At 72.3% G+C, this 20964-nt stretch carries 18 protein-coding genes and 1 CRISPR repeat array; of the genes, 6 read left to right on the top strand and 12 right to left on the bottom strand.

What is annotated here, in order from left to right:
* Positions 1-39: 39 nt before the first annotated feature.
* The gene (locus tag EF879_RS09350) at positions 40-819 is read left to right on the top strand and encodes a DUF1684 domain-containing protein (protein ID WP_123556729.1); all 780 of its coding nucleotides are present in this window, start codon (positions 40-42) and stop codon (positions 817-819) included.
* A 63-nt stretch (positions 820-882) separates the two neighbouring features.
* On the opposite strand, the gene EF879_RS09345 is transcribed toward EF879_RS09350, so the two are convergent.
* From EF879_RS09345 to EF879_RS09315, 7 genes are all read right to left on the bottom strand, one after another.
* A complete protein-coding gene (locus EF879_RS09345; protein ID WP_123556727.1) occupies positions 883-3393 on the bottom strand; it encodes an FtsX-like permease family protein in 2511 nt (836 codons plus the stop codon).
* On the bottom strand, positions 3390-4112 hold the full coding sequence (locus EF879_RS09340) for an ABC transporter ATP-binding protein (protein ID WP_123556725.1): 723 nt from the start codon (positions 4110-4112) through the stop codon (positions 3390-3392). The genes EF879_RS09345 and EF879_RS09340 overlap by 4 nt, the downstream gene beginning before the upstream one ends.
* On the bottom strand, positions 4109-4726 hold the full coding sequence (locus EF879_RS09335) for a PadR family transcriptional regulator (RefSeq protein ID WP_123556723.1): 618 nt from the start codon (positions 4724-4726) through the stop codon (positions 4109-4111). Before EF879_RS09335 ends, EF879_RS09340 begins: the two co-directional genes overlap by 4 nt.
* Before the next feature lie 158 nt (positions 4727-4884).
* Positions 4885-5631, bottom strand: coding sequence for a hypothetical protein (locus EF879_RS09330; RefSeq protein ID WP_123556721.1), 747 nt, complete (start codon positions 5629-5631; stop codon positions 4885-4887).
* A 264-nt stretch (positions 5632-5895) separates the two neighbouring features.
* Complete coding sequence (locus EF879_RS09325) at positions 5896-6348, bottom strand: hypothetical protein (RefSeq protein WP_148086394.1); 453 nt, start codon at positions 6346-6348, stop codon at positions 5896-5898.
* 135 nt (positions 6349-6483) lie between these two features.
* Positions 6484-7126: direct repeats of the CRISPR family, unit length 28 nt; unit sequence GGATCACCCCCGCGTGCGCGGGGAACAG.
* Positions 7127-8207: 1081 nt separating this feature from the next.
* Positions 8208-8396, bottom strand: coding sequence for a DUF397 domain-containing protein (locus EF879_RS09320; RefSeq protein WP_123556717.1), 189 nt, complete (start codon positions 8394-8396; stop codon positions 8208-8210).
* A complete protein-coding gene (locus EF879_RS09315) occupies positions 8387-9193 on the bottom strand; it encodes a helix-turn-helix transcriptional regulator (protein WP_233604334.1) in 807 nt (268 codons plus the stop codon). Before EF879_RS09315 ends, EF879_RS09320 begins: the two co-directional genes overlap by 10 nt.
* Before the next feature lie 642 nt (positions 9194-9835).
* Between EF879_RS09315 and EF879_RS09310 the strand changes: the two genes are divergently transcribed.
* Positions 9836-10507 (top strand): DUF998 domain-containing protein, encoded by a 672-nt coding sequence (locus EF879_RS09310; RefSeq protein ID WP_123556715.1) that lies wholly within the window; start codon positions 9836-9838, stop codon positions 10505-10507.
* A gap of 108 nt (positions 10508-10615) precedes the next feature.
* Here EF879_RS09310 and EF879_RS09305 read toward each other — a convergent pair whose 3' ends face one another.
* Entirely contained in the window at positions 10616-11671 is a 1056-nt protein-coding gene (locus tag EF879_RS09305; RefSeq protein ID WP_123556713.1) for a S1 family peptidase, read from the bottom strand.
* Between the two features lie 314 nt (positions 11672-11985).
* Between EF879_RS09305 and EF879_RS09300 the strand changes: the two genes are divergently transcribed.
* Complete coding sequence (locus tag EF879_RS09300) at positions 11986-12840, top strand: GDSL-type esterase/lipase family protein (RefSeq protein ID WP_123556711.1); 855 nt, start codon at positions 11986-11988, stop codon at positions 12838-12840.
* Positions 12841-12884: 44 nt separating this feature from the next.
* Here EF879_RS09300 and EF879_RS09295 read toward each other — a convergent pair whose 3' ends face one another.
* A complete protein-coding gene (locus EF879_RS09295) occupies positions 12885-13361 on the bottom strand; it encodes a helix-turn-helix domain-containing protein (RefSeq protein WP_123556709.1) in 477 nt (158 codons plus the stop codon).
* Positions 13362-13416: 55 nt separating this feature from the next.
* On the opposite strand from EF879_RS09295, the gene EF879_RS09290 reads away from it, so the two are divergent.
* Positions 13417-13944, top strand: a complete 528-nt coding sequence (locus EF879_RS09290) for a PaaI family thioesterase (RefSeq protein WP_123556707.1) — start codon at positions 13417-13419, stop codon at positions 13942-13944.
* A gap of 64 nt (positions 13945-14008) precedes the next feature.
* Here the strand turns inward: EF879_RS09290 and EF879_RS09285 are convergent, their stop codons facing one another.
* From EF879_RS09285 to EF879_RS09275, 3 genes are all read right to left on the bottom strand, one after another.
* Positions 14009-16321 (bottom strand): WD40 repeat domain-containing protein, encoded by a 2313-nt coding sequence (locus EF879_RS09285; RefSeq protein ID WP_123556705.1) that lies wholly within the window; start codon positions 16319-16321, stop codon positions 14009-14011.
* A gap of 320 nt (positions 16322-16641) precedes the next feature.
* Entirely contained in the window at positions 16642-17988 is a 1347-nt protein-coding gene (gene hisS, locus EF879_RS09280; RefSeq protein WP_123556704.1) for a histidine--tRNA ligase, read from the bottom strand.
* Positions 17989-18039: 51 nt separating this feature from the next.
* Positions 18040-18795 (bottom strand): MBL fold metallo-hydrolase, encoded by a 756-nt coding sequence (locus tag EF879_RS09275; protein WP_123556992.1) that lies wholly within the window; start codon positions 18793-18795, stop codon positions 18040-18042.
* Positions 18796-19085: 290 nt separating this feature from the next.
* Here EF879_RS09275 and EF879_RS09270 point away from each other — a divergent pair, with 290 nt between their 5' ends.
* Together EF879_RS09270 and EF879_RS09265 are read left to right on the top strand one after the other, a co-directional pair.
* On the top strand, positions 19086-20066 hold the full coding sequence (locus EF879_RS09270; protein WP_123556702.1) for a peptidylprolyl isomerase: 981 nt from the start codon (positions 19086-19088) through the stop codon (positions 20064-20066).
* Positions 20067-20134: 68 nt separating this feature from the next.
* Entirely contained in the window at positions 20135-20962 is an 828-nt protein-coding gene (locus EF879_RS09265; protein ID WP_233604333.1) for a peptidylprolyl isomerase, read from the top strand.
* Positions 20963-20964 lie beyond the last annotated feature (2 nt).

Here is a 20964-nt window from a genome sequence, read left to right as displayed (position 1 = left end):
GCCGGCGGCGACCGCCGGCCACGGAACGGGAGGAACGCGATGACCGACCCTGACACGTTCGTCGAGGACTGGCACCGGTGGCGGGCGGAGCGGATCGCCGCCGTCGCCGCCCCCGGCGGCCACCTCACCCTGACCGGGACGCACTGGCTCTCGCCGCGCGACGCGAGGGTGCTGGACGGGGTGCCGGGCAGGTGGTGGGTCGACGGCACGGCCGTCCGGGTCGCCGACGCCGAGGGACTGCTGGTGGACGGCGTGCTCACCCGGGACGCCGTCCTCCGCGACGACCAGCGGCTGACGGTCGGCCGACTGGACCTCCGGATCATCCGCCGGGCCGGCGACGTGGCGGTCCGCACGTTCGACCCGGACGCCGACGCGGTACGCCGGTTCGCCGGCATCGACGCGTACCAGCCCGACCCGTCCTGGGTGATCGAGGCCGAGTTCCGGCCGGCGCCGGCGACCCGTACCGAACGGATCCGGCACTCCAATTCGGACCGCGAGGCGGACTACCGGGCGGTCGGCACGTTCACCTTCCGGGTCGGCGAGGAGCGGGCCACGCTTCTCGGCCTGGACACCGGCGACCCCGGCACGGCGCACATCACCTTCCGCGACGCGACCAGCGGACGAGAGACGTACGGGGCGGCCCGCTTCCTGTTCGTGCCGCTACCGGCCACGGCCGGCCGGGTGGCCTTCGACTTCAACCGGGCGGTGCTGCCACCCTGCGCGTTCTCCGACGCCTTCATCTGCCCGTTGCCGCCGCCCGGCAACGTGCTGCCGTTCCCGGTGACGGCCGGCGAGAAACAGGTGCTCAACCACGGTTAGTCGGGACAACGGTCGCGTCCGAGCCGGCACACCCGCGTCGCCCGCGACGGGCGTGCAGCCCGGTCAGGCCGCCCGACGGCGCGGGACGGCGACGGCCCGGGTCCGGGTGCACGCGGCGGCGAGGCCGGTGGCGAGGGTCGCCGGGCCCACGACGATGAGCAGCAGTGGCAGCCACGGGATCCGCCAGTGCACCGACGCGTTGTACGCGACGTACCCGGCGGATGGGCCGAGGCCGGCGAGCAGCCCGAGCGGCGTACCGAGGCCGGCAACGACGGCGGCCTGGGCGGCGGTGATCCGGCGGCGGAGCCGGGGCCCGGCCCCGACCGCGCTCATCGTGGCGAGATCGTCGCGGAGCTCGGCGATGGTCAGCCCGACCGCCACCCCGGTCGCCGCCACGGTGACCGTCGCGCTGACGGCCGCGAGCAGCCAGAACATCGTCTGGCTCTCGGTCGGGCCGCTCCGCACCCGTGCCGGCTCGACCAGGATCGGGGCCGCCGGCACCGGATCGGCGGCGAGCTGCGCCCGGAGCAGCACGGTCGTGGCGGCGGCGATCTCCTCCGCCCGGGGCATTCGGGTGGTGTCCACCAGCAACTGTCCCGGTGTCACGGTGAGTCCCACCGACCGCGCGGTCGCCTCAGAGATCACCATGCCGGGCAGATCCTTGAAGTACTCGCCGTGCACCGCCACCACGGCCGGCACGGTGACCGGTCCGGCCTTTCCGCTCGCGACCGTGGTCCGGCCGTTGACCAGCAGCGTGTCGTTGAACAGCACCGCGGCGCCGTCGCGCAACGCGGCGAGCTCCGCGCCGGTCGCCTCCCGGCCCGTGACCGCCCGGATCGTCTCGGCACCGCCGACCGCGATCCCGAGCTGGAAGCTGGCGGCGCTGGACAGCACGGCCGGGTCCGACGACGGCATGGTCACGGTGGATCCCGGAGGCAGCTTCGGGTCCGTGCCCATCCGCAGCATGACCGCGCTCCGGGTGGGCAGCGCCGCCGTGAGGCGGCGGATGCCGTCCGGCCCGAGCATGGCCGCCGCGTCGGCCGGCAGCAACACCTGCCCGTCCCGGGCCTCCCGCCAGACCGCCGCCGTGTCGCCGCGGGCCGCGCCGACCAGCCCCAGTCCGACGCTGCCGGCGACCGCGGCGCTGACCGCCGCGACCGCCGCACCGGTACGGAGCCGATGCCGGGCCGAGTGCCGCACCGCGAGTCGGACGGACAGCGGCAGCCGGGACGCGAGCCGGCCGACGACCCAGACCAGCGCCGGCGCGGCGGCGGCGACGCCGAGCAGCACCAGGATCCCGCCGAGCGCGATCAGTTCGACCCGACCGTCTGGGTGCGCCGACCAGAGCAGCGCCGCCACACCGGCACCGAGCAGCAGCAGACCCGCCACCAGCCAGGCCAGGTCCGCCCGGGACCGGTCCCGCTGGCCGCCGAGCCTGGCCCGGACCAGTTCCCTGGCCGCGGCGCGGGCGGGCAGATACGTGGCGGCCAGCCCGACCAGGACGGTCACCGTCACCACGCCGACGACGGACCAGACCGGTACGGAGATGTCGAGCAACGGGTGGTCGGAGATCCGTTCGACGGCCGGCCCGGCGAGGGCGACGGTGGCGACCCCGAGCACCGCCGCGGCACCGGCCGCGACGGCTCCGAGCAACAGCCCGGCGGCGAGCACGATCCGACCCACCTGGCGCGGGGTGCCGCCGGCCGCCGCCACCAGGGCGAGTTCTCGCCGCTGCCGGCGCGCGCCGACCAGGAACGCCGCGCCGACGAGGAGCGTCACCTGGGCCGCCGCAAAGCTGACCACGAGGGTCACGGCTGCCGCCTGCATCGCCCGCTGCTCCAGGGACGGCACGGTGTCGGCACGGGTGAGCATGCCGAACGAGATCCCGCTCGGCACGGCTTCGCCGTTGGGACCCGTCTCGTAGCGCGCGCCGGGCGGTGGGCCCGACCAGCCCGCACCCGCGGGAAGGTCGACCAGCAGTGACCGGCTTGCCCCGGCCGACAGCGGTGCGTCGGCCGGGACGACCAGCGCGGGCAGCCGCAATGATCGACTAATGTCGATGATTCCGACCACGGTCAGCTGGCGCAGCGGCATCCCCGCCTCGATCCGGTCGCCGAGCGTGACGTCGATCTGGTCAGCGAGTGCCCGGGTCACCGCCACCTCGGTCGCGCCCCGGGGCGGGACGCCGGCCCGGACGACGTACCGGCCCCGGTTCAGCGGGTCGGTCGGATCCGTCGCCTCGTACTCGTAGCTGTTCAGTCGCTCGCCGGGCAGGGCGACCACGGTCCGGCCGGTGGCGTGTGGCGCGGTACGGCTGCCGGTCGGGAGCATGGTGGAGAGCTCGGCGAGGTCGGACGGCGCCGCGGAGAGCACCAGATCGGCACGACCGAGCTTGAAGTCGGCGTCCCGGTCAGGGGTGCCCAGGTTGGCCCAGGCGACCACCAGGACGGTGGCGGCGTACGCCGGCAGGAACAGCATCAGCAGGATCAGGGCGCTGCGTCCCCGGTTGCGCCGGACCGACCGCCGGGCGATCCGGAGCGCGGTGCGCCAGGATCCGAGGTACTCGCCGGTCATGCCCGACCCCCGAGAAGCTGCTCCGCGGTGGTGCGGGGTCCGGTGGAGTCGACCAGCCGGCCGTCACGGAGGAAGATCGTGCGGTCGGCCCAGCCGGCGTACCGGGGCTCGTGGGTGACGAGCACCCCCGCGATGCCGGCATCGACCTGCGCCCGTAGCACCTCGAGCACCGCCTCGCCGGTTTCCGAGTCCAGCGCCCCGGTGGGCTCGTCGGCGAGGACGAGCCGCCGCTGCCCGACCAGGGCCCGGGCGATCGCGATCCGCTGCTGCTGCCCGCCGGAGAGCTGGTCGGGGAAGCGGTCGGCCAGCTCGCCGAGGCCGACCCGGGTGAGCGCGTCGAGCGCCTCGCGGCGGGCGAGGCGCGGCCGTACCCCGGCGAGTTCCCGGGGCAGCGCGACGTTCTCCGCGGCGGTGAGGTCGGTGATCAGGTTGTAGTCCTGGAAGACGTAGCCGATCCGGTCCCGGCGCAGCCGCGCCAGGGTGGCGGCGTCCAGTCCGGCGAGGGCGACGCCCTCGACCTCGACCGTTCCCCGGGTGGGCGCGTCAAGCCCGCCGGCGAGGGCGAGCAGGGTGGACTTGCCCGAGCCGGACGGCCCCATCACGGCGACCAGCTCCCCCGCACCCACCTCGAAGCTCACCTCGTCCAGGGCTCGTACCTCGGTATCGCCGGAGCGGAAGACCCGGGTCACGGCGGTGAACCGCAGCACCACGTCGGTCATCGCACCCGCTCCCCCTCGGCCACGCCGGGTTCGGCGGCAGCCGGGTCGGGTGCGGCGGCGGCTCGGGGCGCGGCCGACCGACGGGCGCGGCGTCGGCGCAGCACGGTGGCCTCGACGTGGTCGAGCCAGCGGATCTCGCTCTCGAGCGTGAAGACCAGATGGTCCAGCAGGAGCAGCCAGGTGATGTCGTCGCGGCTGGGGTCGGCGGCCCGACGCAGGTCGGTGAAGTCCCGCATCTGCCGCATCGACTCCGTCCGCTGGGCCTGGATGACGGCGGCCACGTCGACGTCCGGGGTGGCCGCCGCGATGGCGAGCTTGATCGCCAGCTCGCTGCGGGGGCGGTCGGTGTCGGTGACCGGGGTGGCGAACCAGTTTGCCAACGCCTGCCGACCCTTGTCGGTGATGGCGTAGATGGTGCGCCCCTCGTCGTTGGTGCCGGCCTTGGCGACCAGGCCGTCCCGGTCGAGCCGTTCGAGGGTGGTGTAGAGCTGCCCGACGTTGAGCGCCCAGGTACCGCCGGTACGGGCGTCGAACTCGGTTCTCAGCTGGTAGCCGTACTTGGGGCCGTCGGCGAAGAGGGCGAGCAGCCCCCACCGCACCGCGTTCCGCTGCATGGCCGCCAACTTACTCGATAAGTACTTGCTGAGTAAATACCACCCTCCCGGGTACGGAGGGGCGAGCTGACCGATCGCGGAGGCCGCCGGGGCGGGTCGGTCCGACCATGGTCGTTCCTCCCGGTACGCCGACCGCCGTTCCCGCCGGAGGACGCGGATCAGGCCACCGGGCGGCCGTCGTCACACCAGACGTTGCTGTCGGCCCAGTGCACTCCCGGGTGGCCGGGCCGGCTGACGGCACCGAGCCGGTAGCGGCGGCCGAAGACGTTGCCCCGGATGACGACGTTCGAGGCGACCAGTTCGGGGCGGATCGTGACGCTGTAGGCGCCCCCGTCGCAGTAGTTCTCCTCGAACCGGAGATTGTGGACGGCGCCGTCGAGCAGCAGGCACGAGTTCAGCGGTTCTCCGGTGTCGGGCTGGTACGCGTCGAGGCGGTTGTGTCGGACGACCACGTCGGTGGCGTCGGAGACGCGCAGACAGTCGTTGTGCGAGCCCGGGGCCGGGACGAGGTCGTGGATCCAGGAGTCGACCACAACGGTCCGGGAACCGAGCCGGACACCGTCCCGGACGTGGTGGATGTCGACCCGGCGGAGTGTGTAGTCGTCAAGATGGACGGCGGCGGAGGCCCATCCTCGCCCGTCGATCTCCACGTCCTCGACCAGGAGGTTGACCGCCGAACCGAGCGTGCGGATCGCGAACGGCCCGCCCGCACATGTGATCTTCGTGCGACGGATGACGACGTCCCGGGCGTAGACGTTGACGTACCCGGTGACGTGGAGGTCGGTGACGACCTCGCCGTCCCGCTTCAGGTCCAGCGGACCCGAGGACGTCAGTCGGGCTGCCGCCGGTACGCCGGTGGTGGCCGGGCCGGGCCACCGGGCGAGTGGGGTGAGTGGTGCGGGCATGGTCTCTCCCGTACAGACCGTGGTGAAGGAGTCGGAGTCGCGTCGGGCAACCGCCCGACGCTGCTCCGCCCGCCCACCGGTCTCCCGGGGCGCCGCCCGGACCGCTGGCCGGGCCGCCAGGCCGAAGATCGACGGATCCCGCCTCCCCGGATAACCCAGTGTTACCAGACATCGGGGTCACCAGGCACATACCGGACTGACGGATCACGGACAGCGGTCATCCACCTCGGACAGATTCTGCGGGCCGAGGCGAGGCTCCCACGGTTAGTCGGCCAACGACTTCGTGGCAGAGGTAATGGTGCAGTTGTAGTAGGTGCGCTTGGTCATGGTGTAGCCCTGGGTCACGGTGAGCTTTCGATCCCGGCCTGCGGCCACCGTCACCTGGAGGCTCTGGCCGCCGAAACTGTCATCCGAGAAGGGAGTGTCGCCGCCCGTGAAGTTGATCAAGATGTTGTACGTGAAGGTGTGCTCCGACGAGGCGTTCTGCACCGAGATGTCGTACTTGAACTGTCGGGAATCCCTGTCGTAGCGGCAGTTCGTCCCGACGACCTCGCCCATGGCGTTTGAGTCGTAGGTCGGTTGGTCTTCCGAGGCTTCCCGCGGGTCGGCGTTCGACTTGGGAACGAGATCCCGCACGAAGCCGCAGCCGAGACTGGTAACCGCCAGGACAGCCATCATCCCCGTGACAGCAACGCGGGCACGGCGCCGGTTGCGCACCCAAACCTCCCGAACACTCGACGAGCGCGAGTCAGCGTAAAACACCCTCGCAATCGCAGGCCGACGCGAGGTCGATCCGCGTGCGCGGCAATAGGGTCGCCCCTCCACCGTCCGGAGCCGGACGACTGGCCCAAAGGATCACCCCCGCGTGCGCGGGGAACAGTTCACGCCGCGCGCCTTGGAAGTTCCACCATCCGGATCACCCCCGCGTGCGCGGGGAACAGCCACGATGGCGCCTAGGGCCTCTAGCTCATCGAGGGATCACCCCCGCGTGCGCGGGGAACAGGCGCGTCGGCCGGCTTGGGTTTGGGGAGCCTGGGGATCACCCCCGCGTGCGCGGGGAACAGGTCATCCCACGATGACAATCTGCTGACTCATACGGATCACCCCCGCGTGCGCGGGGAACAGGGCGAGCAAGGCCATGTCGGCCGGCGCGGACTCGGGATCACCCCCGCGTGCGCGGGGAACAGGACGCCCCGCATCGGATCTGGTCCGTGCCCGCGGGGATCACCCCCGCGTGCGCGGGGAACAGGCGATGCAGCTCGCCATGTACTCGCGGGGCTGGGGATCACCCCCGCGTGCGCGGGGAACAGTCCGGTCCGGCTCCGATGCGCGGACACGCGCCGGTGGATCACCCCCGCGTGCGCGGGGAACAGATCTCGGCGGAATCGTCGCCGGGCTCGTATAAGGGATCACCCCCGCGTGCGCGGGGAACAGTCCTCTGCCGTCGCTGGCAGTGAGCCGAACAGGGGATCACCCCCGCGTGCGCGGGGAACAGACTTCTTGACCTGGGGCGCTAAAGATCAACTCGCACGATTTCCTTCACTTGATACATCAAGATCACCTATCCCGACAGGAGAACGGAGCCTGGTCCAGAGTCGATGACAAGTCGGTCAACCGAGAGACTACCGACGCAGCAAGCAGCAACGGCCCACTCCAGCGCAACGGTCGAGACACACTCGTAGACGGGACCAATCGCTACCGGGACGAGGTCTTCGGCGACGACACCGTCGCCGCCATGACCGACCGCATCGTCCACCACGCCGAGGTCATCTCCTCTCAAAGGGCGACGGCTACCGGCTACGCAACCGGACCTCAGCTGCGTCCCGGCAGCCAACACCACCGAAACCACAAGCAACGATCCAGACGAAATAAGGGGTCCCGATTCACCCGACGCCAAAGGGTCAAGGTTCAACCGTCGCCGACAACCCCGCGTACGCGGCGAAGAGAGGCCATCACCGCCACCGGTGGTCTTGAGGGCGGGATCACCCCCCGCGTACGCGGGGAAGAGTACGGCGTCGGCGAGGATTGGCGCACCGTGCAGGGATCACCCCGCGTACGCGGGGAAGAGCCATCGAGAAAGGGCGGACGGTGACCAAGATGGGGATCACCCCCGCGTACGCGGGGAAGAGGCCCACCCGCTGGCGGCGCTGGCAATCCGTCGGGGATCACCCCCGCGTACGCGGGGAAGAGGGTCGCCACGCCGAGCGGCGGTTCCGGACACAGGGGATCACCCCCGCGTACGCGGGGAAGAGCAGTGGATCGAGGGTGCCGGTGATGGTGCCCGAGGATCACCCCCGCGTACGCGGGGAAGAGGCTGCTTGACTACCGCGATTCCCATCACACGAGGGATCACCCCCGCGTACGCGGGGAAGAGACTTCGTGACCTGGGGCGCTAAAGATCAACTCGCGCGATTTCCTTCACTTGGCTGCTCACGATGGTGTCTCCTCCATGGTCGCATGAGGACGGGTCCGAAGGCGTCGATCGCTGGGTGGCGTACCCGCGTGACGAGCCGTGACGAGTCACCAGCCAGGCCGGCGACCGACGGGCACAGGCAACCGCGCCGGCTGCGCGCCGCCTACCGTGACGCGACGGTGTGGACGAAGGCTCGCCAGGCGTCCGTCTCGAAGATCAGCACCGGCCCGTTCGGATCCTTGCTGTCCCGTACCCCCACCACGCCGGGCAGGTTGTCCGCCACCTCGACACAGTTGCCGCCGTGGCCGTTGCTGCGGCTGCTCTTCCGCCAGACCGCGCCGGTCAGTTCCATGACTCCGCCACTTCCAGGATCAACTCGATGGACTGCTGCTCGTTCAGGGCCTCACTCCGGATCGACTCCCAGAGCTGCCGGACGACGGTGATGTCGTCACTGCGCTCGACCAGCCGTCCCTGAAGCTGGTCGTCCAGGCAGGCGACGTCGTCGCCGTCGACGAGGGTGGCGATCACGAAGGGGCCGTTCAGCCCAGCGTACGCGCCGGCGCTCGTCGGCACGACCTGCATTCGGACCCGGGGCCGCTCGGCGCACACCTTCGCGATGTGCAGAAGCTGCTCCCGCATCACGGCCGGTCCGCCGACCGGCTGGTGCAGCACCCGCTGGTCGATTACGGCGGTGAACATCGGCGGGATGTCCCGGGCCAGCATCTCCTGCCGGGCCAATCGGGCGGCCACCTGCTGCTCGACCCGTTCCCCCGTCAGCAGGCCACCACTGGCGAGCAGCGCCCGCGCGTACGCCTCGGTCTGCAGAAGCCCCGGAACCACCGACAGCTCGAAGCAGCGGAGCGCGATCGCCTCCTGCTCGAAGGCCGCCCACTGCCGGAACCAGGGCAGGATCGGACCTGGCCCGAGCACCTCGTGGATCCGTTCCAGCAGTCCGCCGGTCTCCAACACGGCGTCGCACCGTTTGGCGAAGTCCCTGGTCGGGCGACGCTGACAGAGCTCGACCTTCGCAACCAGCGCCGCCGAGAAGTTGATCCGCTGGGCCAGGCCCTCCTGGGACAGCTTGGCCATGCTGCGGAACCGGCGTAGCTCGCCGGCGAAGAGGCTGAGTGTGGAGGGCGATTCGGCCACGGACAGGCTCCTTACCTTGGTTGATTGGCCCCGGACATCGACCTGGGTCGCCGGGTGGAGGCTTCCGACAGTAGTGCCTGGATCACCAGACTGTGAACCGGGAAACGCGCCCGACGGCGACCGGAGCCCGACCGGTGGGCGCTTCCCCGCCCCGGGGACCGGGCCCCCGCCTCGCCTGCCGAACCGGTCCCCGGGGCTTCAACCCAGGCATCCCCGGAGGTCGTCCGATGTGGTCACTGTCGCGCCGCCCGCCCACGCCCGTCCGGTACGCCCCACAGCATTGTCGCGACTGGCGGCGTCCCTGGTCGCGGCGCTGCCGCTGCGGTGACCGCTGGCCGTGCCCGGACCGGATCAACCCGCCGCCGCTCGTCCCGCCGTACCCGCCGGACGGTCCGCCAGGCCCAAGATCGGGCGTGAGCGCACCGACGCAGGCGACCTGGACCGGCTCGATCCGGAGCCCGGACCCGATCCGGCCGCCCCGTTCACCCGGTTCCTCGGCTGGCTCCGCCCGGCCCGGGCGGCCCTGACAACGGCCATCCTGACCCGGGCATCCCCGCCCGGGCGTCCTCACCCCGGATCGGGGATGACGGAGTATCGGCCGACTCGGCCTGCCGGACCCGGGTCCGGCCGTAGGGTCAGGACATGCCTGCGGTGCCCTGGTGGGGGGTGCTCTCCTCGGTGGCGGCACCGGTGCTGCTGGCCACCGGCTGGACGCTGGCGGCGGTCCGCCGACCCGACGGGTACGACCCGGTCGCGGACACCATCAGCGTGCTCGCCTCGTTCGGCATGGTGGACCGGCTGATCCTGATCACCTGCCTCGCGGGGCTCGGGGTGGCGCACCTGGTGACCGCGCTCGGCCTGCGTGTCGTCCCACTGGTCGCCCGCGCGGTGTACGGGCTCGGCGGCGTCGCCACCATCGTGGTCGCCTCGGTCCCGAAGGTCGACTCGGCCACCCCGCCTGCCCACGGGATCTCGGCCGTGGTGGGCTTCGTCGCGCTCGGGCTCTGGCCGGCGGTGGCCCTGCTGCCCCGTGCCCGGCGACAATCCGGCGGCACCGGGCGAAGCGGGCCGGTCGTACCCCGGGACCGGCCGTGGGTGCTCCGCCCTCCCGCGGCGCTCGCCGCGACCGGGGTGATGCTCGGCTCCGGACTCTGGCTCGCCCTACAGTTGCCCGACGGCGCCACGGCGGGGCTGGCCGAGGGGGTGACCTCCGGCACGGAGGGACTCTGGCCACTCACCGTCGTCCTCGTCTCCCGTCGGTGGTCCCGTCACCGCCGGCGCGCGGTGCCGGACGCCGGCCGGGACACGCCGTGACCGGCGTGGTCGGGGCCGCTGCCGGTCCGGACGTACCGACCGTCACGGTGGTCCCCGGCCACGCCGGTCGAGGGATGATCGGATCGGATCAGATCAGGAGACGGTCGCTCAGTAGACGCTCACGCCGTACGCGTTCAGCGCCTCGACGACCGGCTGGAAGTAGGTGACGCCGCCGGTCGTGCAGTTACCGCTGCCGCCGGAGGTGAGGCCCAGCGCGGTGTTGCCGGCGAAGAGCGGGCCGCCGCTGTCGCCCGGCTGGGCGCAGACCGTGGTCCGGATCAGCCCGGAGACCGTGCCGCTGCCCTGGTAGGTGACGGTGGCGTTCAGCGCGGTCACCCGGCCGCTGCGCAGCCCGGTGGTGCTGCCGCTCCGCTGCACCGACTGGTTGACCGTCGGGTTGGCGGCGCCGGTGATGTCCCGGTAACTGCCGTTGTACAGGTACACGTCGCCCGGCTGCTGGCCCACGCCGCTCGCGTACCGGACGATGCCGTAGTCGTTGCCGGGGAAGCTGCTGCCGGCGCGGGTGCCGATCACCGAGCCGCCCGAGCTGGCCGACCAGTTGGCCCCCGCGTTGGTGCAGTGTCCGGCGGTGAGGAAGTAGTAGGTGTTGCCGCTGCGGACGTTGAAGCCGAGCGAGCAGCGGCTGCCGCCGGTGTAGATGGCGTTGCCGCCAGAGATCGTGGTGCTCAGGATGCCGGGGATCGGCTGGATCCGGGCCGCGTCGCCGTACGGGGCGATCACGGACTTGATCTTGGCGAGCGTGGCGCCGGTGATCGTGCTGTCCACGTCCACCACCACCTGGTTGCTGACCGGGTCGACATACCAGGCGGTGCCGGGGATCCGGGCCGACGCGTCGAGCGCCGCGGTGACCTTGGCGAGCTCGGCGGCGCCGCGGGCGACGATGCGCGGGATCGCGCCGGCGGCCCGGACCTCGCGGGCGGCGGCCTCGTCGGTCACCGTCACGACCATCTTGCCGCTCACCTCGTCGAGGTACGTCCCGGCGGAGCGGGCGCCGAGCCGCTCGGAGAGCGCCGTGGCGGCGTCCGGGGACGCGACGACGGCGGGTGCGGCGTGGACGGGGGCGCCGGCCAGCACTCCGGCCACCAGGGTGCCGGCGGTGATGGCCACCGCGACACGACGGAGTGGGGACCTCGTGGATCGCATGGAGGGCCTCCCATAGGGGGGTTTGGAGGGTTCTGCACCGAACAACGGCACATCGTTCCCGAGTATTCAGACATATAAGATCATGAACAAGACATCCGCCATATCGACTCGATAGGGACGTACGCCTTATGCATCAGATGCTGACCGCGACCTGACACGACCATTGAGGAGGGTGACTGTCCTCTCTATGCTCTGGCGCACTTCCCACCGGTCACTTCGAGCGGACCACCCCGACGGGATGACCGCCAACCGGCCCGGTCCCGATCGGACCACCCCCCGCTTCTGGCCCAGGCACCGCGATCCGGAGGCCACCGATGTCCACCACCGTCCCCCGCCGCTGGCGAAGGCTTCGCACCACGCTGCTCGCCACCGCCGTCCTCGTCTCCTCGGTCGTGCTCACCGCCGCTCCGGCCGGCGCCGACCCCGGTCCCCCGCCCGCGTCGATGGCCAGCATGGGTGACTCGATCACCCGCGGCTTCAACGCCTGCGGCTGGTACGTCGACTGCCCGTCCCGGTCGTTCAGCACCGGCACCGACTCCGCCGTGAACAGCCACTACCTGCGGATCCGCGCGGTGAACCCGGCGATCAACGGCCATAACCACAACGTCGCCCGCTCCGGCGCGAAGTCGGCGGACATGCCGGGCCAGGCCGACGCGGCCGTCGCACAGAACGTCGACTACGTCACCATGCTGATCGGCGCCAACGACGCCTGCACCAGCTCCGAGTCCACCATGACCCCGGTGACCACGTTCCGGGCCAACATCGACACCGCACTCAACCGGCTGAGGTCCGGGCTGCCGAACGCCAGGGTCCTCGTGATCAGCATTCCGGACCTCCATCGGCTCTGGTCCGTCGGCCGGGGCGACATCCTCGCGCGGACCGCCTGGTCGCTCTTTGGGATCTGCCAGTCGATGCTGGCCAACCCGACCTCCACAGCCCAGGCCGACGTGGACCGCCGCAACCGGGTACGACAGCGCGTCATCGACTACAACACCCAGCTCGCCCAGGCCTGTGCCGCGTACGGCCCGAACTGCCGGTTCGACGGCAACGCGGTCTTCGGCTACCCGTTCACCCTGGACCACCTCTCCGGCTGGGACTACTTCCACCCCAACACCAGCGGGCAGCGGGTGCTGGCGAACGTCTCGTACGCCGCCGGTTTCCGCTGGTAGCCGGCGTCGTACCGGAACGGATGGACCGGCCCGGTGGCTCGTCGTCAGGTGCGGCGGCGGGCGCCGGGACCGGGGCGGGGAACAACGTCCCGGGATCGGGCCACCTCGTGCCCGGCGGCACAGCGCAGCGCCACCCGCACCTCGGCTCCGCAGTCCCGGTGTACGGCCGTGAGCGCCGAGCCCTCCGGGTCGGCCAGGTAGCGGTCGCCCCAGGCCAGCACCGCCACCAGCACCGGCCACAGCTCCAGCCCCATCTCGGTGAGCCGGTACTCGTGGCGCAGCCGTGCGCCCGGCTCCCGGTACGGCTCCCGGCGCAGGACGCCCCGCTCGACCAGCATCGCGAGCCGGGCGGCGAGCACCTGACGAGGAATCCCGGTCCGTTTGCGCATGTCGTCGAAGCGACGGATCCCGCTGAAGATCTCCCGGAGCACCACCAGGGTCCACCGTTCGCCGATGATCGCCATGGCACGGGCGATCGTGCAGTTCTCCACCGACCAGTTGAGCGCCTCGGGTGCCGCCATCCCGCCAGGCTAGGTCTCATTGACAGACCCAGCAAGCTCCTGCCAGGCTGCGTCCATGACTCAGACGCAGCCGGGCCTCCGGCACCGCACCTTCTCCTGGTCCGATCCCGCCGAGAACGCCGCCCTGGTCGGCCGACGCGACGGGCTCGCCCTGCTCCGCGCCGTCACCGCCGGGGAGGTGCCGCCCCCGCCGGTGATGCACCTGATCGGGCTGGACCGGATGACCGCCGACGAGGGCCGGGTGACGCTTGAGATGACCGTGCAGGAGTTCCACTACAACCCGCTCGGTTCGGTGCACGGCGGTGTGCTCTCCATCCTGCTGGACACCGCCGCCGGGTGTGCGGTACACAGCACGCTCCCGGCCGGGATCGGCTACACCTCGCTGGATCTCAACGTCAAGTTCCTCCGCCCGGCCACGCTGGAGAGCGGCGTGCTGCGCTGCGAGGGCACGGTCATCCAGCGCGGACGCCGGGTCGCGCTGGCCGAGTCGCGGCTGACCGACGAACGGGGACGGCTGATCGCCCACGCCACCTCGTCATGTCTGCTCTTCGAGGTACCGATCGACGAGCCCCCGACGGCCTGACCCCGACCCTGGTCGGCCGCCACCGTCACCAAGGGCGACGGCATGGCCCGCCCCCGGTCGGCGATCAGCCGGCGCCGATCCTCCGCCCTCCGGGCGGGCCACCGGGCGGGGCGGCCGGACGATAGGCGACCAGGCCATCGCCGGCCGCCGCGACCAGCAGCCCGGGCAGCGCCACCAGACCGGTCACCGGAGCACCGAGTTCGCTCGTCCAGCGCGGTTGACGATCGTCCACGACGGGACACCAGAGCAGCAGGGCGCCGTCCGCCACCACCAGCCAACTGTCCCACCCGGACCGGACCACCGCGAGGGACCGCACCGGCCCGGTCGCGGTCAGCATCAGCGTCGGCTCGGGAGACTCCGCCCAAGAGGTGTCGGCGCCCCCACCACCGGTCCCGTCCGGCCCGGCGGCCGGCGGCGGATCGGTCCGGAGCAGCTCGGTCACGTCGACGCCGCGGACCAGGCCGCTACGGCCCGCGCCGAAGACCAGCGCCCGCCCGTCGACCGTCGCCCCGGCGACGGCGTACGCCGCACCGCCGTGCCCGGCCAGCACCACGCCGAGCCCTCGACCGGAGCGCAGGTCCCAGAGCCGTACCGTGTCGTCCCCGGCGGCGGTGAGCCCGACCGGCACACCGTCCAGCTCGGCGGTGGCGATCGCGTGGATCGGCCTGGTGTGGCCGTGCCAGGCCACGACCGGCGTACCGGCGGCGATGTCGGCCCGGTGCACGGTGGAACCGGCCGCGAAGAGCAGCGTCCAGACGCCGTCGACCCGGGTCGAGGCCATCGGCCCGAGTCGACCGGCGGACGCCGGTGTGCCCGTCGGGAGCGGCCCGACCAGGCCGAGGTACTCCCCCGTGGCCGGATCCCAGAGGTCGACCCCGTCGGGGGTGACGCGGGCCAGCGTCGGATGGCTCCCCGGCACCAGCACCGGAGCGTCCGGGAGCCCGGCAACCGACGCGGGCGCCCTCCGGACACCGTCCCGCCAGGCCGTCGTATCGGGGACCGGAACCTCGGCACCGTCCGGGCCGGCGAAACCCCGGACCACCCCGTCGGCCCCGCCGGCGAGGACGACGGGCCGACCGTCGCGCGTCGTACCGGCCAGCCGTACCCGGTCGCCACCGGACGCGGCCGGGTCGGACTCCGGCCCGGACGCCGCCACGTCGGAGGCCGGGTCGGCCGTCCCGCAGCCCGCCGCTCCACAGCCGGCCGGGCCGACTCCGGCCAGTCCGGAGCCGATCCGCCGGGAGCCGGCCCGGTGGAAGGGGTACGGCCGCTCCGGGTCCCACACCCAGACCAGCCCCGCGGCGTCTCCGCTGACCAGCATCGGCCCGCCGTCGATCTCCGCCACCGTCATGCTGGTCAGCGCCGCCTCGTACGGGTAGTGGAACGCCTCCCCCACCTGCCCGCCGGTCTCCGGTAGCCAGGCCCGGACCGTCGCGTCGTCGCTGCTCCACACCACCGGACGGGCACCGTACCGGCCCACCGCGACCGCGTTGACCGCCCCACCGTGCCCCGCGAACGACGGCCCGAGCGGGGATCCGCCCGCCGCCTCCCAGGCCCGGGCCAGCCGCCCGGCCGCGCCGAGCAGCACGGGCCGGCCCTGCCACCACACGAACTCCAGCGTGCTGACCAGACCCGGCGCCTCGAAGCCGTACTCGCCGAGCGACGCGATCCGCACCCCGCTCCCGGTCCCGTTGGTGACGCTCAGCCGCCAGAGCGTGATCCGGCCGGTGGTACCGCCGAGCGCCACCACGACATCGTCGCCCAGGTTGGTCGCGGCCAGCGCGGCGACCCGCCCGGTGCCCGCCCGGACGACCGCCAGCCGGTCCCCCCGGTTGGCGGCGAGCGACCAGATCTGGAGCTGGGGCGCGCTGCCGGCCAGCACCGCGACCGGACGGCCGGCGAGGGTCGCGGTCGCCAGCGAACGGATGTCACCGCACCAGCGCCGCCACCGGGGTCGCCCGCTGGCCAGGTCGCTCAGCTGGAGATGACCGGCGACCCCGCCGGAGACGATCATGCGCTCGCCGTCGATCCGAACCGGGGCGCAGACGCTGGCGTTGGGACGCTCGTCCGGCGCGCCGATCACCCGGCCGTCGCGGAGATCGAGCACGACCCGCGTGCCGGCATAGCTGGAGACCACGACCCGGGGTGTCCGATCGTCCGGGTAGCTGGTCAGCCGGGTGACCCAGGCCGGCACCGGGTGGTAGGGCCCGGGCCGACTCCACAGCGATCGCGGTTGGCGCTCCGGTGGTCCCCAGGTCCACGCCGGTTCCCAGGCGATGCCGGAAGCGGGCCGGGCGCCGATCCGCCGCCCGGTGCCGCCGGCGGTACGAGGTGTCGGCCCGCCGGTCATCCGGGCCGCGTCGTGGTCGCCGGTCATCACCGGTCGGCCACGGTTGGATCCCCGTCGCGGCGGTGACCGCCCCGGAGCGTCGACCCATCGAGCCTCGTCGCATCGACAGACATGCCACGTCATGGTAGTCCGGGTCGCCGACGCACCGGTCCCGGCGAAAGCTCCGGCATCCCCGGCAGGCGGGACATAGCGACGGATGCCGACCCTCCGTCGCCTCGTTCCGCAGCCGCGGTGCAATCACCGGCCGGCGCCGCGGTGACTGCTCCGCTCCGCCGGCCTGCGCCCGCGGAGACGCCGGCGGACCCGTCCGGTCTCCGATGACACCGGACGGGCCCGCGGTGCAGCCGTCAGCCGATCGTCGGGTGGAGGTCGGCCGCCGGCGGCTGCCAGACGTCCGCGCTCGCCCCCACCTGCTCACCGGAGCGGATGTCCTTCACCTCGTCCCCCGCGCCGTCCACCCCGGGGAACCAGACGTACGGGATACCCCGCCGCTCGGCGTACCGGATCTGCTTGCCGTACTTGGCGGCCGACGGGGCGACCTCGGTGGGGATGCCGCGCCGCCGCAACGCGTCGGCGATCCGGTTGCTCTCCGCCCGCCGCTCCTCGGAGACCAGCGCCACCAACACACAGGTCGGTACGCTGCGGGAGATCGACAGCGCGTTCGCGCCGAAGAGGAGGCCGAGCAACCGGGTCACCCCGATCGAGATGCCGACACCGGGGAACCGGACGTGCTCGTCGCTGGCCAGGTTGTCGTACCGGCCGCCGGAGCTGATCGACCCGAAACGCTCGAAGCCGCGCAGCTGGGTCTCGTAGACGGTGCCGGTGTAGTAGTCGAGCCCCCGGGCGATCCGCAGGTCGGCGACACAGAGCCCCGGCGCGTGCGCGGCGGCGTTCTCCATCACCGCGACCAGCTCGGCCAGCCCCTCGTCCAGCAGCGGGTCGGTCACCCCCAGCTGCCGCACCGCGTCGGCGAACGACGCGTCCGGGGCGGAGATCTCGGCCAGCGCCAGGCACGCCTTGGCCTGCGCCTCGGTCGCCCCGGCGGTCTCGATCAGCAGCGTCCTCACCCCGTCCGGGCCGACCCTGTCGAGCCGGTCCACCGCGCGCAGCGCCGCCATCGGGTCGGCCAGGCCGATGCCGCGGTAGAAGCCCTCGCAGATCTTGCGGTTGTTGACCTGGATGCGGATCGGCAACCGCCCGTCGGTGCTGCCCAGCGGCAACCCGCCGAGCGCGTCGCCGATGACGAGCGGCATCTCCGCCTCGTGGTGCGCCGACAGGGTGTCCCGGTCGACGATGTCGATGTCGGCCTGGGTGAACTCCCGGTAGCGTCCCTCCTGCGGGCGCTCGCCCCGCCACACCTTCTGGATCTGGTAGCGGCGGAACGGGAAGTGCAGCCTGCCCGCGTTCTCCAGGACGTACCGGGCGAGCGGCACGGTCAGGTCGAAGTGCAGCCCCAGGGTGCCCTCGCCGACGGTGGGGCCGTCCTCGTCCTGGAGTCGGCTGATCAGGTAGACCTCCTTGGAGGTCTCTCCCTTGCGGAGTAGCTGGTCCAGCGGCTCCACCGCGCGGGTCTCCAGCGGCGCGAAGCCGTACAGCTCGAAGGTGGTACGGATCCGGTCGAGGACGTACTGCTCGATCATCCGCTGCGGCGGCGCCCACTCCGGAAATCCGGAAATTGGTCGTGGCTTGCTCATGATGCTCGGTGCTCCTGTCGGATCTCGCGCGATCGGGCGCGCGAGCGGGGATTACCAGCCTCGGGTGGACGCGGCCCCACGCGGCCCGGCGAGGCCGGCGGCCTCGGCCAGGTACGGGTTGCTCGTCCGCTCGCGGCCGATGGTGGTCGCGGGGCCGTGGCCGGGCAGCACGACGGTGTCGTCGGCGAGCGGGAGGATCTTCTCCCGCAGGCTCGTCATCATCGCCGGCAGGCTGCCGCCCGGCAGGTCGGTGCGGCCGATCGACCCGGCGAACAGCACGTCGCCCGCCAGGCAGATCTGTTCCGCCGCCCAGTCCACGCCAGGTGGAAGGGGCAGGTCGGACCGGACAGCCGCGCCTGCGCGCGGCAGCCGGAACAGCACCGACCCGCTGGTATGGCCCGGAGCGTGGTCGACAGTGATCTCCAGCCCGGCCAGGTTGAGCGTGGTGCCGTCGGTCAGCTCGGCGACGTCCTCCGGCTCGGCGTACGGCAGCCGCCCGCTGAAGAGCGCGGTGAGGTCGGCGGAGAGCCCCTTGGCCGGGTCCGCGAGCATCTCCCGGTCGCCCGGATGCACGTACGTGGTGATTCCCCGGGCGCCGCAGACCGGCGCGACCGAGAAGGTGTGATCAAGATGACCGTGGGTCAGCAGCACCGCGGCCGGCCGCAGCCGATGCTCCGCCAGCACAGCGTCGAGCCGTTCCAGCACCCCGATGCCGGGGTCGACCACGACACACTGTTCCCCGGGCGCCGGGGCCACCACGTAGCAGTTGGTGCCGAAGGCGTCCGCGGGGAAGCCGGCGACGAGCACGTCCGCTCCCTTCACTCCACGGTTGGCTCCGCCTACCCTATCCGTCCCGCGCCGGACCGACGCGCCCATCCGCACCGGCCCGGGAGGCCGCCGGATCGGCAGTGATAATCTCCGATGGCTTCGGGGTGACCTCGTACAACACTTTTCCAGCCGGTACCCGTACACTCTGGCGGGCGTGTGGCGTGGCGCACGTGACGCCGCAGCCGCGGAGCGCGCGCGGCCGGACGACCACCGGGCACGGCGACCAGAGGTCAGACGACGACCAGCGGCACAGGGAAAGGGGAGCACGGGTGGCTTCCAGCAAGGACCGGCAGCGAAAACTGGCGCGGGCCAAGTTCGAACGCCAGATGGCCCGGCGGGCGGCCGCCGCCCGCCGCAAGCGGCAGCTCCGAGCCGCCATCGGCTCCGCCGTGGCACTGCTGCTGATCGCGCTCGGTTCGTTCTGGGCGCTCGGCGGTTTCGACCGCAAGCCCACCGCCGACCCCGCGGCGATGGACATCTGCGCCTGGACCAAGCAGGACGCGAATGCGAACACGAACCTCAAGGAGGTCGGCACCCCGCCAACCCGTGACCTGCCGACCACCGGCACCCGCCCGATGACGATCACCACCAACCAGGGCGAGCCGGTGGTGGTGCAGCTCGACCTGGCCGCCGCGCCCTGCGCCGGCGCCAGCTTCACCTACCTGGCCGGCCAGCAGTTCTTCGACAACACCAAGTGCCACGAGATCACCACCGAGGGCGCCCTGCGCTGCGGGGACCCGAGCGGCACCGGGTTCGGCGGCCCGACGTACACCTTCTTCGACGAGAACGTGCCGCCCGCGCCGACGCCGAGCCCGTCCGAGAGCGCGGCCACCCCCACCGCCACCCCGTCCGCGAGCCCGTCGGCCAGCCCCACCGCCACCCCGTCGGCCACCGCCCCCGCCGGTACGCCGCCGGCGTACCCGGCCGGCACGGTCGCCATGATGGGCTTCCCGCCCGGCTCCAACGGCAGCCAGTTCCTGATCTTCTTCAAGGACTACGGTCCCGCCGATCCGATCTACCCGATCGTCGGCAAGGTCACGTCGGGGATGGATGTGATCAAAAAGATCGGCGCCATGGAAACCGTGGACAATGGTTCGGGCGCCAAGGTGAAGCCGAAGCATGACGTGATCATCCAGAGCCTGACCGTCGGTGAACCGTCCTCCGGCAGCCCGACGGCGACGCCGCCGAGCCCGACGCCGACACCGACGACGTCCCCCTCGGCCAGCCCGACCGGCGCCGGGAAGTCCTGAGAACACCCCCAGACCACCGAGCCGCGGCAGGCCAGCCGCGTGCGGCACATAGTCCAGGAGGAGCCACCGTGACGTCGACCAGAGAGCGGCAGCGCGCCGCGGCGCGGGCAAAGCTGGAACGGGAGATGGCCGAGCGTGCCGCCGCGGCCCGCAGGCGCCGTCGGCTGCAGGCCGCCATCGGGACGGGCGTGGCGTTGCTGCTGGTGGTCGCCGGCACGGTGTGGCTCGTGGTGAGTCTCGGTGACGACGAGCAGACGACGAACGAGGCGGGCACGACCACCTGCTCCTGGACCGAGATCCCGGCCGACCAGCGCACCGAGACGATCAAGGACGTCGGGCTGCCGCCGACCACGGTCAAGAACACCGGCAGCCAGATCATGACGATCGACACCAACCTCGGCCAGATCACGGCGAAGCTGAACCTGCGCGACGTACCGTGCACGGCGGCCAGCTTCACCCACCTGGCCGAGAAGAAGTTCTTCGACAACACCAAGTGCCACCGGCTGGTGACCCAGGGGATCCAGGTGCTCCAGTGCGGCGACCCGAGCGTCACGGCCGACAGCAAGTGGAAGGAGACCGACGGCACCGGCGGCCCGGCGTACCGGTTCGCCGAGGAGAACCTGCCGACGGACAAGCGGCCGCCCTACCCCGCCGGCATCATCGCGATGGCCAACTCCGGCCCATCGAGCACCGGCAGCCAGTTCTTCATCGTCTACGGTGACTCCCAGCTCCCCGCCTCGTACACCGTGCTCGGCACCGTGACCCAGGGTCTGGATCTGGTCGCCCAGGTCGGCGCGGCCGGTGACGACGGCGCCTTCGCCAACCAGGCCGGCGGTGGCCACCCGAAGAAGGAAGTTGTGATCAAGAGCCTCACCATGAGCGCCCCGGTCGGCTGACC

The sequence above is a fragment of the Micromonospora sp. HM5-17 genome, assembly GCF_003762835.1.
In the GTDB taxonomy this organism is placed as follows: Bacteria; Actinomycetota; Actinomycetes; order Mycobacteriales; family Micromonosporaceae; genus Plantactinospora.
This window is presented reverse-complemented; position numbering and strand designations above follow the sequence as displayed.

Bases quoted from the DNA above. Each gene is read 5' to 3' on its own strand.
- EF879_RS09350 (WP_123556729.1), top strand. From the start codon at position 40: ATGACCGACCCTGACACGTTCGTCGAGGACTGGCACCGGTGGCGGGCG.
- EF879_RS09345 (WP_123556727.1), bottom strand. From the start codon at position 3,393: ATGACCGGCGAGTACCTCGGATCCTGGCGCACCGCGCTCCGGATCGCC.
- EF879_RS09340 (WP_123556725.1), bottom strand. From the start codon at position 4,112: ATGACCGACGTGGTGCTGCGGTTCACCGCCGTGACCCGGGTCTTCCGC.
- EF879_RS09335 (WP_123556723.1), bottom strand. From the start codon at position 4,726: ATGCAGCGGAACGCGGTGCGGTGGGGGCTGCTCGCCCTCTTCGCCGAC.
- EF879_RS09330 (WP_123556721.1), bottom strand. From the start codon at position 5,631: ATGCCCGCACCACTCACCCCACTCGCCCGGTGGCCCGGCCCGGCCACC.
- EF879_RS09320 (WP_123556717.1), bottom strand. From the start codon at position 8,396: ATGGAACTGACCGGCGCGGTCTGGCGGAAGAGCAGCCGCAGCAACGGC.
- EF879_RS09310 (WP_123556715.1), top strand. From the start codon at position 9,836: ATGCCTGCGGTGCCCTGGTGGGGGGTGCTCTCCTCGGTGGCGGCACCG.
- EF879_RS09305 (WP_123556713.1), bottom strand. From the start codon at position 11,671: ATGCGATCCACGAGGTCCCCACTCCGTCGTGTCGCGGTGGCCATCACC.
- EF879_RS09300 (WP_123556711.1), top strand. From the start codon at position 11,986: ATGTCCACCACCGTCCCCCGCCGCTGGCGAAGGCTTCGCACCACGCTG.
- EF879_RS09295 (WP_123556709.1), bottom strand. From the start codon at position 13,361: ATGGCGGCACCCGAGGCGCTCAACTGGTCGGTGGAGAACTGCACGATC.
- EF879_RS09290 (WP_123556707.1), top strand. From the start codon at position 13,417: ATGACTCAGACGCAGCCGGGCCTCCGGCACCGCACCTTCTCCTGGTCC.
- EF879_RS09285 (WP_123556705.1), bottom strand. From the start codon at position 16,321: ATGACCGGCGACCACGACGCGGCCCGGATGACCGGCGGGCCGACACCT.
- hisS (WP_123556704.1), bottom strand. From the start codon at position 17,988: ATGAGCAAGCCACGACCAATTTCCGGATTTCCGGAGTGGGCGCCGCCG.